Source organism: Sphingomonas faeni (genome assembly GCF_023195535.1).
Taxonomy (GTDB): Bacteria; Pseudomonadota; Alphaproteobacteria; order Sphingomonadales; family Sphingomonadaceae; genus Sphingomonas; species Sphingomonas faeni_B.
In genome coordinates this window covers 550,846-564,053 of record NZ_JALPNF010000001.1, presented here as the reverse complement: position 1 = coordinate 564,053, position 13,208 = coordinate 550,846, and the positions used below count along the sequence as shown (strand labels likewise).

Genomic DNA, 13,208 nt, shown 5'->3' with positions numbered 1-13,208 from the left:
TTCCGAGTTTTAGGAGAGAGAGATCATGGCTGAGACCAACAGGTTCGACGCGATCGTTATTGGATCGGGCGTAAGCGGTGGCTTCGCTGCGAAGGAACTGACCGAAAAGGGCCTCCGCGTCCTGATGCTGGACCGCGGCAAGATGGTCGAGCACGGCGAAGGCTACACTTATGACGGCAAGCCCGCTTATGAGGTGCCGGCGCGCAACATCATGCCCAAGCCGTTGCTCGACAGCGATTATTTCATCGGCAAGCACGGTTATGTCCAGCCCAGCAACCGCGAGTTCCACAATGACGACCGGCTGAACCCGTACGCCTATGACGAGGGCAGCAAATTCTACTGGATCCGGCCCGGCGCGGTCGGCGGCAAGTCGCTGATCTGGGGCCGCTGGTGCTTCCGTTGGAGCCCCGCGGATTTCGAGGCGAACAAGCGCGACGGCATCGATGGCGACTGGCCTATCCGCTATGACGACGTCGCGCCGTGGTACAGCTATGTCGAGAAATACATCGGCGTGTCGGGCTCGCGCGAGAATCTCGACTATCTGCCCGACAGCGAATTCCAGCCGCCGATGCCGATGAACGTCGCGGAGAAATGGCTCAAGCAGGGTCTCGAATCCAAGTTCCCCGGCCGGAAACTCATCAATACGCGTCTGTCGAACATGACCGAGGACAAGCCCGACCAGAACCGCACGAAATGCCAGTTCCGCAACCAGTGCGGCAATGGTTGCTCGTTCGGCGCGTATTTCTCGACCCAGGCCGTCACCTTGCCAGCCGCCCGCGCGACAGGTCGCCTGACGCTCAGGTCGGACTCGGTCGTCACCAATCTCGTGTATGACGCGGCGCGCAAGAAGGTGACCGGCGTCCGCTACATCGATGCAAAGACCGGCCAGGCGGAAACGGTGCAGGCCGATCTCGTCTTCCTCTGCGCCTCGGCGATCGCCTCGACGCAGATCATGCTGAACTCGCGCGCACCGGGCAGCGACCGCAGCTATTTCGACGAGAGCGGCACGCTCGGGCGCTATATCATGGACCATATCTTCCGGGTCGGCGTCGAGGGCGACATCCCCGGCATGGAGGAGTTCATCGAATATGGCCGTCGTCCGGGCGGCGTCTACGTGCCCCGTTTCCGCAACATCGGCAAGGACGACGGCGTCGGCTTCAAGCGCGGTTATGGCTATCAGGGCAGCGCCTATCGCAACCCCGCCGCGCCGGTCGGTTTCGGCGCGTCGATGAAGCAGGGCATGCGCAAATACGCACCGTGGAAATTCAGCATGGGCGCGTTCGGCGAATGCCTGCCCTATGCCGACAACAGGGTGTCGCTGCACCAGTCGAAGGTCGATCGGTTCGGGGTGCCGCTGGTCCGCTTCGACGTAACGTTCCGCGACAACGAGCTGAAGATGATGGCCGACGCACGGACGCAGGGCGAGGCGATGTTGAAGGCCGCCGGCCTGACCAACGTCAAGAGCAGCGAGAAGGAGCACGTCCCCGGCGACGCGATCCACGAAATGGGCGGTGCCCGCATGGGCCGAGACCCGCTCACGTCGGTGCTCAACGAATGGAGCCAGGCGCACGCCGCGTCCAACCTCTACGTCACCGACGGCGCACAGATGGCGTCGATCTCGTGCGTGAACCCCTCGCTGACGTTCATGGCGCTCACCGCGCGCGCCGCGGATCATGCCGTCAAGCAGATGAAGAAGGCCTGACGACAATTCGGTGCGGTGGAGCCAGCGGCTTCACCGCATCAGGATTGCGGAGTCCGGCGCCGAACCAGTCCCGAAACCGCCAACGATTTTCCACGCGCGCAGATCGACGATCGCCACCCGGTCGCTCTGCAACGACGCATAGACCGTGTCGCCGATGATGTTCAGGCCCGGTGCCGCGGCTGGAAGCGGAAGATAGTCCTCCTCTGCCAATGTCGTCGGGTTCAGTCGCGACAAGCTCTTGTCCTGCGTATTCGAAACGATCAGTTTACCGTCGGTTTGGGTCACGATCCGGACGGCTTCACCGCGCATTGTGCGTTGCGAGCGTTGAGCCAGCGATGTCGCGTCGAGCGCATGTAACGTGCCGCTCGGACGATCGATGACGAACAGGGCCCCTTCATCGACGCTCAACGTCATGGCTTCAGGAGCAACGCCGATATGCCGGCGTACCGGTGCGACGCCGGTGTCGTCCGGATCGACCATGATGACCGCGCCGCTCATGGTATCGGCAATATAGGCGCGGTCCCCGTCGCGGCGGACAACCAGATAATGGCTTCGCGTTCCGTTGACCGGGACCAGTCTTGAGGGTGCCTTGTCTGTCGCCGGTGTGTCGAAGCGCGCCAGGACGCTATCCTTTTCCGACAAGACGTATAGCCGGCCTTTCCTGTCCATTCTTACCGCGTGAAGTCGGCCGAAAGGGGATAGATCGATCGTTCGCGCCAATGTCCTCCGATCGACATCGATGACCCAGATCTTATCGCCACCAACGCCTGCGGCTTTCCAGCTTTCGACGCCGTAATCGCCGACAAAGGCAAACCTACCCGCAGGGTCGGCGACGATCTCGTGCGGCTGGATCCCCAATGTGACCAAGCCGACGCGTTTTCCCCCGGGGACGGCGTAAAACGCGACGCGCCCCTCGTTTTTTTCGACGACGGCAAGCGTCTGCATGCTCGTCTTGGACTTAGGAACGGTTTGCGCGATCCCGCGCGCGCCGATAGCCGTCGCGGCGACGACTCCCCCCGCGAGCGTCCAAAGACCTTGGCGACGGGTAATCAACGACATGGCAAAACTCCTATCGCTGTTGCAAAGCGATAGGCGGCAGGGAGGTTCCGCATGGTCCCCCATTCGCTTGATGACGGCGGGCTAGATCGCGGTGCAACAACCGATGTCGGTCGCCCGTGTCGACCGGGCGCATAGCCGTTTCGCTCGGACGAACACGCTCCGCTTCGTGCGAGAGGCACGCGCTCAAACGCGAGTTGTCGCCCACTGAAGACAAACCAGCGGGCGATCGGTCGTTACGCGTCTTTGGCCTGAAGGTTCACGCTCGTCTCGGCGAGCTTCGTCATATATTCGTCGCCGCCATATATGTCCTTGGTGGCCGCGCTCAGCGTCTTGTGGTCGCCCTTGAGACCGAGCGCCTTGGCATAGGCCGCTGCCGTGCCGAAGCCGGCGATGCCGTAATGCGTCATGCGCTGATATTGCGCGATGATCATCACGTCGAGCAGCGGACCCTTGTCCGGTCCTTCCTCGAGGACATGCTTGGTCGCCTCGGCGGCCAGACCTTCCATGCCCTTGCAATGCTCCTTCGAGACCTTCTCGTCGTTCGAGGCGAGCAGGTCCTTTAGCATGTCGGTGTGCTTCTCGATTCCGGCCTGCGACTTGGTCAGCATCGTCTTCAGCGCTTCGTCGCTGGCCTTCGCGGCGATCTTCTTGAGGACCTTCTTCATCTGGTCATTGGCAGACCAGAGGTCCTTCAGTTCGTCGGTGTAGATGTCCTTGAGATCTTCGGGTGCCGACATGATGGAATCCTCTTTCTGTGCCGGGCGGCATGCCCGGTCTAAGGTTGGAGATTGGATACGGACCGAGTGTCAGCCGGAGCCGGGATGCTTCTGCTCGTCCTCGTAGCGGGCATCGGTGCCAATCTTGCCACCTGCCTCGGCTTCGGCGATGCCCGAGGTCTCGACGACATCGATCGAGCCGCCATCCCCTGCGAGGCCGCGTGAAGTACGATCAGCATCCGGGTCGGCGGCGATCGTCGATCCCGTATCGCCATCCGATCCAGCGACGCCATTGGGTGCGCTGCCGCCGTCTTCGCCGGCCTGACCGCCACCGTGATAGGCGATGTCGCTCTGGCCGCCATGTGCCATGAACCCGGTGTTGGTTGCGACCTTACCGGCATGCGGATTGGGATAGGCGCCGCCGCCGCTCTCTCCGCCGGCCGACCTGCCGTGCACGTCGTCGCCGCTCTTGCCTGCGGGTGACGCGCCGACACCATCGGGGGCGCCCTTGGTATCGGGATTGCCGCTTACCGGCATCGGGACCTTGTCGCTCATGGCGTATTTCTCACCGTATCGGGGGGGGCAGGTAAGGGACGAACCGCCATGCGCGCTTCGTCCCCTGGTTCATCACGGGCGCAGTACGACCTTGATGACGCCGTCCTGCTTGTCGCGGAACTTCTGGTACATCTCGGGCGCATCCTCGAGGCTGGCCGGATGCGTGACCACGAAGCTCGGGTCGATATCGCCCGCCTCGATCCGCGCGAGCAGCGGCTTGGTATAGGCCTGGACATGGGTCTGACCGGTCTTGATCGTCAGCCCCTTGTTCATCATCGCACCGATCGGGATCTTGTCGCCCATCCCGACATAGACGCCGGGGATCGAGATCGTGCCGCCCATCCGGCAGCTCATTATCGCCTCGCGCAGCACATGCACGCGGTCGGTCGCGAGGAACGTCGCGGCCTTCACCTTGTCGATCACCGCGTCGACGGCGCCGTGGCCTGAAGCCTCTGCGCCCACCGCATCGATGCAGCTGTCGGGACCGCGCCCCTTGGTACGGGACTGGAGTTCGTCATAGACGCTGTCGACCTCCGCGAAGTTGATCGTCTCTGCGCCGCCGGCTTCGGCCATCGCGAGGCGCTCGGGAACCTCGTCGATCGCGATCACGCGACCGGCGCCAAGCATCAGCGCGGAGCGGATCGCGAACTGCCCGACCGGACCGCAGCCCCAGATCGCGACCGTATCGCCTTCTTCGATGTTCGCGTTTTCGGCGGCCATATAACCGGTTGGGAAGATGTCCGAGAGGAACAGCGCCTGGTCGTCGGTGACGTTGTCGGGCACCTTGATCGGCCCGATATCGGCCATCGGCACGCGCAGATACTCGGCTTGGCCGCCGCAATAGCCGCCCAGCATATGGCTGAACCCGAACAGGCCGGCGGGCGAATGGCCCATCGCCTTGATCGCCATCTCGGCGTTCGGATTGGTCCGCTCGCACGCCGAGAACAGTCCCTTGCGACAGAAGAAGCAGTCGCCGCAGCTGATCGTGAACGGCACGACGACGCGGTCGCCGATCTTCAGGTTGGTAACCTCAGAGCCGAGCGCGACGACGACGCCCATATTCTCATGACCGAGGATGTCGCCCGCCTGCATCGTCGGCTGATACCCGTCGAGCAGATGCAGATCGGACCCGCAGATCGCGCAGGCCGAGACCTTGATGATCGCATCGCGCGGATGCTTGATTTCGGGGTCGGCAACAGTATCGACGCGGACGTCGCCTTTACCATGCCAAACGAGTGCACGCATGAAGATATCCTTTAACGTTATATAAGGAACGGAGGAGGTGATTCAGTGCTCGTCGAGCGGCTACGCAAGCGGAACGATTGTATCGAACAATGATATGAGCGGATAATAACGACCTAGTATCGATTAAAAAATTATCGTGGATAGTATAGGTCAAGATCGATATTTATATTATTCGTCAATCTGTCATCAAAACCCAGATACTAACTGATGTTAAGGTCGTGATTTTCGATCGTCGAAATCACAGCGATCGAAGGCCTTACATCGTTCCTTGATGATCTATCTGATCTCTGAATTTCTTACTGATCAAGATTAACCATAAGATATTGACCTGAGATGCCGACTGTCTTTCTATAAATGGTCCGATCGACCACAGTCCTATGTCTGATAATGATCATGACGACTTATGTCCCGATAAGTCACCTTATCATAATGACTTAGTGGTGTGGGCCGGGGTGGCCGCTTCGCGGAGGAACTCTACCGGACCGAACGATGCTTGACCGTTTCCACGTCTCTCATGTTCTACCGGCTGACGGGCAATGGTCACGATAGCGGTGGGCCGCAGGTCGAGGCACCGTCCACCAACGAAGGTTCGGATGCGCGCTCGTACGACGCAGCGTCGCTAGCTAATTCAACGGGTCGATCGACTATGACTGGACGGTTGAGAGCGCCATCATAGCATGACCAATGCGCCGAACCCGAGTGTCGGATTAGCCTCGAACGTCAGGCTCCGACACCGCGTTCGTGCGCCCAGACGATCGCCGCGCTTCGGCGGTTCACGCCGATCTTCGCATACAGGCGTGCGACATGATTGCGTATGGTGTTGCGCGAAAGACCGAGCCGTTCCGCGATCGCCGCGTCGTCCATGTCCTGGCAGATCAGTTCGAGCACCTCGCGTTCGCGCTTGCTGAGATCGGCTGGCGGGGCGGATGCCTGCCCTGGTGCGCGCGGGTTTCGCAGCGTCGCCAGCTTATCCATGATCGAGCGGCTCAACCAGTTGGCATCGTTCATGACCGCGTCGATTGCCTCGACGAGCGCCAGTTCCCCGCGACGGCGCGCGGAGATATCCTGGTATAGCCACAGCACGCAGGGCGCTCCATCGATGCTGATCCGCTCGGCCGAAACGAGGCAATCGACCATTTCGCCGGTCTTGTGCAGCAGTTGGACATCATGACCACGGAAGCCGCCATGCTCGCTGATTTCAACCTCAAGCTCGTCACGCTGCGCCGCATCGTTCCAGAGTTGCAGGTCGTCGGCGACGCGGCCGATGACGGCGCTCTCACTATGTCCAGTCAGCGCCTTGAACCCGGCATTGACCTGGACGATGCGGTTGTCCGCGCCGTCCGTCACGACCATCGCGACCGGTGCCATTTCGAATACCGAAGAGAAGTGACGTTCGCTTGCCTTCAACGCATGCTCCGCCCGCCGCCGCGGTTCGAGGTCGGCGAACGTAAATAGAAGACAGTCCTGATTGGAGATCTCGATCGGCTGGCCCGCAAGTATGACGAGCGTGGTTTCGCCATTCGCAAGCGGCAGTTCCGCTTCGAGCTGCGGGATCGTCTTGCCAGCGGAAATGCAGTCCTTGACGAAGGCCTTTCGGTCGACCTCCGCGAGAAAGTCAAAATCGAACAGTGTCTTGCCGATGATTTGATCGCGGGTGTAGCCGGACAGATCGAGAAAGCCCTGATTGACGAGCACATAGCGCTGGTCGGCGACGCGGATGATAAGGGCAGGGGCCGGGTTGGCGTGGAACATCGCCTCGAACCGATCCTCCGCGTCGAAGCGCTCGGAGACGTCATTGATGACGAGCCCGAGGCAATCCGGCTCGCCGCCATCCTCGTCCATGACGATATCGCGCACCTGATGCACCCATCGCGGTTCGTCGGCGTCGACCGGTGCGACCTCGACGATCAGGTCGGGGAAGCTCTCGCCTGCGAGCAGCCGCATCAGAGGATATTCGCGTCGCGGCAGTTTGCGACGATCGCGATAGCGCAGCCGGAACCGAGTGGCGTACTCGTCGGCGGTTTGCCCGAGGTCGTTGACCGTGCGGACGCCATGCATCCTCAGCGCAGCCGGGTTGGCGCTCAGGATCGTCCCTGTCGGATCCAGCAGGATCACGCCTTCGAGCAGCCCGGTCATCAATTGTTCGAGATGGTGCAGGGTCGGGGCGTGGAGCGGTTTGGCGGGGGTCTTGGTCATTGCGGTTCAGCGTCGCGCGGGGCTGTCGGTTCCCATCGTGGCGGCGCAAATATACCAATGGACCCAGTGCTTGGGCACCAACTTCGAAATCGTGGTGGCGCCCGCAATCTGAACGGATCGGTCGGTGAGACTGTTTAGTCACCTGTACCAATAGCATCCAGGAGCCTTATCATGAACCTCATCATCCTTCTCGTCGTCGGCGGACTCATCGGCTGGGTCGCCAGCATGATCATGCGGACCGATGCGCAGCAGGGCGTCTTTCTCAACGTCGTCGTCGGCATCGTCGGCGCACTGCTGGCCGGCTTTCTCATCACGCCGCTGATCGGTGGCGCTTCGATCATGGACGGCGCGCTCAATATCCAGTCGATCCTGATTTCGCTGGTCGGCGCGGTGATCCTGCTCGCGATCGTGAACATGTTTCGTCGCGGCACGGTGCGCTGAGCGGACCGGAGGGCGGCGCTCGCGTGCCGCCCTCCACCATCCGTCATGATCCGGCTGCTAAAACCGCCGATTATGCCGTAACGCACGATTGCATTGCATCCGATGGCGCGCGACAAGTGCGCCGATCGGAGAATTCATGCGTCTAGCTATTGCCCTCATCCTGCTGCCGGCTGTTCCGCTCATGCAGGCCAATCTTGCGGCGCCGGAGGCCGTATCGACCTCGACCGCACAGGACGCGGCGTTGCTGGTTTTCCTCGACGGGGCGTATGACGAGCAACTCGCGCTCAGCCCGGAATCGCAGACGCAATTGGGCCTGAAAACCAATTACGGCCGGCTGGACGATTACACGGATGCCGCCGCGCTTCGTGCGGAAGCGCTGGCCGAGCGTCAACTGGCGGCGATGCGCGCGCAGTTCAAGCCGGCGCAACTCGGCGACAGTGCCCGTGTCAGCTACCGCCTGTTCGAGTACGAAGTCGAGCGCGGTCGACAGTCGTTGCAGTTCCGCAAGCTACGCTTTCCGGTCTCGACCAACGGCAGTCCGGCGGGTGACATCCCGGTCTTGCTCATCAACAACCACAAGGTCAACACGGTGGCCGATGCGACGGCGTACGTGGCGCGCCTTCGCGATACCGAGCGCGTCATGCGCGAAGTGTCCGCGACGATGCGGACGCAGGCAGCGGCGGGCATCATCCCGAACAAGGTCAATTTCGCCCCGGCGCGCGCCGATGCAAAGGCGATCATCACCGGCGCGCCGTTCGACGCCGGTCCGGATTCAAGCGTCTGGTCGGATTTTCGCAAGAAGGTTGCCGCACTGGCTGCACCGGCGGCCGTGAAGACGAAGCTGCTGGCCGATGGCCGCGCTGCGCTGACCGGGCCGTTTCGCACGGGGTACGGCGTGCTGCTGACCGCTCTCGACGAAATCGAGCCACGGTCCAAAGGCAATTTTGGCGCATGGAGCCTGCCTAACGGTGCGGCTTATTACGCCGATCGACTGAAGAGTTCGACCACCACGGAACTGACCGCCGACCAGATCCACGAACTGGGTTTGAAGCAGGTTGCCGCGATCCGCCAGGAGATGGAGGCGATCAAACGCGAGGTGGGCTTCACCGGAACGCTGGAGGCGTTCTTCGATCAGATCCGTACCGATCCGAAGTTCAAATATCCGAATACGGCTGAAGGTCGCGAGCAATATCTCAGCGATGCGCGCGGCGTGATTGTGTCGGTCATGGTCGCGGCACCGCGCTATTTCCGGACGCTGCCCAAGGCGCCGCTCGAGGTTCGCGCGGTCGAGAAATGGCGCGAGGGCACGGCGTCGACCGCCTTCTACAATCCGCCATCGGCCGATGGTTCGCGTCCCGGTATCTACTATGTCAATCTGGTCGACATGAACCAGACGCAGAAGGTTCAGGTGGCTGGCATTGCCGCGCACGAGGGGGCGCCCGGCCACCACTTCCAGATCGCCCGACAGCAGGAACTGGCGGGTATCCCGAAGTTTCGCAAATTCGGCGGCTATGGCGCGTATGTCGAAGGTTGGGGACTGTATTCGGAGCGGCTTGCCAACGAGATGGGCGTCTACAAGACCCCGTATGACCGGTTCGGCATGCTGTCGCTCCAGGTCTGGCGTGCGATCCGCCTGGTGCTCGATACCGGTATCCATTCAAAGCGGTGGACGCGCGAACAGGCGGTTGCGTATTTCAAGGCGAACAGTTCGGTTTCGAACACCGACATCGGTCGCGAAGTCGACCGGTACTTCAACTGGCCGGGCCAGGCCACGAGCTATATGGTCGGGCAGCTCAAGATCACCGAATTGCGCGATCGGGCCAAGCGCGAACTCGGGGACCGCTTCGATATTCGCGACTTTCACGAAGCGATCCTGAGCCAGGGCGCATTGCCCCTGGATGTGCTCGACGAGCAGGTCGCCCGGTATATCGCGGACCGTCGCCGATAGGATCGCGGTGCTCGGCAATCGAGCGGCTCACACCGCGAGATCGTGCGTTTCGACATGCTCGGCGATGGCGCCCGCCGTCGTCCACCAGATCCGCGGATCGTTCGCCTCGCGGAGTTCCTCGAGTATTTTAGCAAGGGCCGGGACGCGGTGCGCCTGGCCCATGATATAGGGATGCAACGCGATCCCCAGGACCGAGGGGCGGCGGTCGGCCTCGGACAGTAGTTGGGCGACTGCGGCGCGGATCATCGTCGCGAAACCATCGGCCTCCTGATGACGTTGGATCACGGCGGGCAGATCGTTGATTTCTTGCGAATACGGTATCGACAACAGGCTTGAATGCGTGGTGGCGAGGCGCGTCGGCTGGTCGTCATGGGCCCAGTCCAGCACGTAGCGATATCCTTCCGCGGCCAGAAGGTCGGGTGTGATGGCGCTTTCCGAAATCCACGGGCCGAGCCAGCCCGTCGGGCGAATGCCCAGCGTTGCCAGTCGCTGCGTCACGTCGGCGATCATGCGGCGTTCACTGGTGTGGGACATGGTCGCCTGCGCGCGCGCATTCGTCCGTCCGTGCGCTGCGATCTCGTCGCCGCGGTCGCGACAGGCCTCGGCAAGGCCCGGACACCGATCGAGTATATCCGCGTTCAACAAGGCGGTCGTCGGCAGATCGAGCCTGTCGAACAGCTCGAACAAGCGCCATGCCCCGACTCTGTTCCCATAATCGCGCCAGGCGTAATTCATCACGTCGGGATCGGTCTGCGACGGCGCCAGTTCGGCACCCAAGCCACCGCCGAAATCGAAGACCTCGTGATTGACGCCGAGGTAGATCGCGAGCCGTTTGCCATCGGGCCAATCGTAATCGGGGCGGCCTATGATCGGCCGATACGGATAGCGGACATCAGATACGGGATTCATAGGGATGCAACGTATCGGCACACGATGCGATGCACGATGCTGGCGAATTACAGGCCAAAACAATCTTCCCGGTCAAAATGACAAAATGCTGATATTGATAGTGACTCGCAAAAGCGATCACGGTAGTGGACCTGCATAACGGGGGTTCAGCATGAGTGTAACGAGTTTTCTACTAGCCGGGGCGGCGTTCGTAGGTGCGCCCGAGATGGTTGCAGCGTCCGAGCCGGCGCGGGTCGGCAACGCTGCCGAAGCCGCCGACGACGCGCAGAAGTCGGACGAGATCCTTGTGCTCGGCAAAAGCTATGGTCGCGAAGTCGGCAAGACGGTCACGCCGCTCAAGGATACGCCGAACACCATTACCGTGATCGAGCGCGACCAGATCGAGGCGCAGAACCTGTTCACGCTGGAAGATGCGCTGACCGCGACCAACGGCATCACGGTCAATGGCGTCGGCAGCGAGGACCCTAGTTTTTTCTCGCGCGGGTTCGCGATCTCGAATTACCTGATCGACGGCGTGCCGAGCTTTGCGTTTAACTTTCCGTCGGCCGTCCCCGACCTGTTCTTCTACGATCGGTTGGAAGTGCTGCGCGGCCCCGCCGGACTGTTCAGTGGCTCGGGTAACCCCGCGGGCAGCATCAACATGATCCGCAAGCGCCCGCTCGACACGTTCAGGATGCAAGCGAGTGCCGGTTACGGCACCTATGACAATGCCCGGTTCGAACTCGACGTCTCGACGCCGATCGGTGCGAAGGCAGGCTTGCGTGTCGGCGCCATGGCGCAGGACCAGGACCAGTTCTTCGATACCGCGCACCGCAACCGGATCGGTGGCTTCGCGGTCGGTTCGCTAGAGATCGGCGATCGCACCACACTGACCATCGGCGGCAATTACGATCGCTTCCGTCCGGCGGTCCAGTCGGGACTGCCCGGCATCCTCGGTGGCCTCGACGGCAGCGATGGGCGATTGCTCGACGTGAAGCGGTCGACCTATCTCGGCGCCGACTGGAATCGGTTCAACGCGGAGACCTGGACAGGGTTCGCCGAGATCACGCACAAGATCAGCGATCGGTGGACGCTGCGCGCGACCGGCCTGTTCACCGATGTCGATCGTGTCGACATCTACAGCTATATCGGCAACCAGCCGGTCACCGTGACCAATGGCACGACCAGCCACATCGCGTATCGTGGCGACAGCAAGCAGCAGACGCGTTCGTTCGATTTCAACGGCATCGGCAGCTTCCCGTTGTTCGGGCGCGACCAGGTTCTGATCCTCGGCGCGGATTATCAGGCGAGTTCGGGCACGTCGTATTTCACGCGCCTGTCCAATTACGCGCGGATCGACGTCTACAACCCGGTTTCGCCGCTCGAACCGCCGCTCGATCCGTACGCCGCGTCACCCTATTATCCGGTGCAGGGCGGTGGCGCGACGTGCCCCAACACCAGCACCGCGATCGTACCGGCGCCGGCCAATTGCGTGCTGCAAGTCTATGGTGGGTCGTCGACCGACGTCGAGCAATATGGTCTCTACGGGCAGATGCGCCTGAGTCCGGTCGACGGGGTAACGCTGATCGGTGGCGGGCGCCTGACGTGGTGGGACACGACGACGGCCACATTGCTGGCGCCGAGCGGCGTGCTGCCCGCGCCGATGCGCTATGGCATAGACAATCGCTTCACCCCCTATGCCGGGCTGGTCTGGGATGTGACGCCCGATCTGAACCTCTATGCCAGCTATGCGGACAGTTTCACGCCGCAGGCGGCACCGGTTGGAAGGACACGACCCGATGGCGAGCAGATCCAGCCGCTGATCGGCGCGCAATATGAGGCGGGAACCAAGCTGTCGCTGATGGACGATCGGCTGTTGCTGTCAGCGGCGGCGTACCAGATCACCCAGACCAACCGGTTGTTCAACGATCCCGACATCGCGACCGTCGTACTCCAGACCGGCAAGGTCCGCGCGCGCGGCGTGGAGGCCGAGGCGTCGGGCGAAATCCTGCCCGGCTGGCGGATCAATGGCGGCTACACCTACACCAGGACCAAATATCTGGAGGACCAGACGACCGCGAACGAAGGTCTGCCGCTGGTCCCGATCATTCCGAAGCACATGGCGAAGGCGTTCACCAACTATGCGCCCACCGACGGCGCGCTGGCAGGCGTCAGCGTCGGCGGCGGGGTGACGTGGTTCAGCAGCACCTATGGCGGCGTCGGCGCAGGAACGAACGCGAACGGATCGTTCCGTCCGTCGACGATCGTCCGGCAGGGGAGCTATGCCGTTGTCGATCTGCGGGCGGGCTACAAGCTGACCGAGCGGCTGGGCGTGTCGGTCAACGTCAACAACGTGCTCGACAACACCTATTACGCGCGCATCGCCGCCACGGGTCGCGGCAATTATTACGGCAGCCCGCGCACCGCGTTCGCCACGCTTCGGTACACGTTCGAATGA

10 protein-coding genes are annotated in these 13,208 nt (G+C 62.1%); 4 read left to right on the top strand and 6 right to left on the bottom strand.

All coding sequences use genetic code 11. The features are described from left to right. Positions 1-25: 25 nt before the first annotated feature. Positions 26-1,702, top strand: a complete 1,677-nt coding sequence (locus tag SPHN_RS02250; RefSeq protein ID WP_248520844.1) for a GMC family oxidoreductase — start codon at positions 26-28, stop codon at positions 1,700-1,702. 30 nt (positions 1,703-1,732) lie between these two features. Here the strand turns inward: SPHN_RS02250 and SPHN_RS02245 are convergent, their stop codons facing one another. From SPHN_RS02245 to SPHN_RS02225, 5 genes are all read right to left on the bottom strand, one after another. Next, the gene (locus tag SPHN_RS02245) at positions 1,733-2,761 is read right to left on the bottom strand and encodes a twin-arginine translocation pathway signal protein (RefSeq protein WP_248520843.1); all 1,029 of its coding nucleotides are present in this window, start codon (positions 2,759-2,761) and stop codon (positions 1,733-1,735) included. A 233-nt stretch (positions 2,762-2,994) separates the two neighbouring features. Then, on the bottom strand, positions 2,995-3,498 hold the full coding sequence (locus SPHN_RS02240) for a ferritin-like domain-containing protein (protein ID WP_248520842.1): 504 nt from the start codon (positions 3,496-3,498) through the stop codon (positions 2,995-2,997). A gap of 69 nt (positions 3,499-3,567) precedes the next feature. Then, the gene (locus tag SPHN_RS02235) at positions 3,568-4,032 is read right to left on the bottom strand and encodes a hypothetical protein (RefSeq protein ID WP_248520841.1); all 465 of its coding nucleotides are present in this window, start codon (positions 4,030-4,032) and stop codon (positions 3,568-3,570) included. 72 nt (positions 4,033-4,104) lie between these two features. Then, the gene (locus SPHN_RS02230) at positions 4,105-5,277 is read right to left on the bottom strand and encodes a zinc-dependent alcohol dehydrogenase (RefSeq protein WP_248520840.1); all 1,173 of its coding nucleotides are present in this window, start codon (positions 5,275-5,277) and stop codon (positions 4,105-4,107) included. Positions 5,278-5,997: 720 nt separating this feature from the next. Further along, on the bottom strand, positions 5,998-7,473 hold the full coding sequence (locus tag SPHN_RS02225) for a helix-turn-helix transcriptional regulator (protein WP_248520839.1): 1,476 nt from the start codon (positions 7,471-7,473) through the stop codon (positions 5,998-6,000). A gap of 171 nt (positions 7,474-7,644) precedes the next feature. Here SPHN_RS02225 and SPHN_RS02220 point away from each other — a divergent pair, with 171 nt between their 5' ends. Beyond that, complete coding sequence (locus SPHN_RS02220; protein WP_093400148.1) at positions 7,645-7,914, top strand: GlsB/YeaQ/YmgE family stress response membrane protein; 270 nt, start codon at positions 7,645-7,647, stop codon at positions 7,912-7,914. 136 nt (positions 7,915-8,050) lie between these two features. Then, positions 8,051-9,862, top strand: a complete 1,812-nt coding sequence (locus SPHN_RS02215; protein ID WP_248520838.1) for a DUF885 domain-containing protein — start codon at positions 8,051-8,053, stop codon at positions 9,860-9,862. Between the two features lie 27 nt (positions 9,863-9,889). On the opposite strand, the gene SPHN_RS02210 is transcribed toward SPHN_RS02215, so the two are convergent. Further along, entirely contained in the window at positions 9,890-10,771 is an 882-nt protein-coding gene (locus tag SPHN_RS02210) for a polysaccharide deacetylase family protein (RefSeq protein ID WP_248520837.1), read from the bottom strand. Between the two features lie 151 nt (positions 10,772-10,922). On the opposite strand from SPHN_RS02210, the gene SPHN_RS02205 reads away from it, so the two are divergent. Beyond that, positions 10,923-13,208 carry a TonB-dependent siderophore receptor gene (locus SPHN_RS02205; RefSeq protein WP_248520836.1) on the top strand — a complete coding sequence of 762 codons (2,286 nt, stop codon included), beginning with the start codon at positions 10,923-10,925 and terminating at the stop codon, positions 13,206-13,208.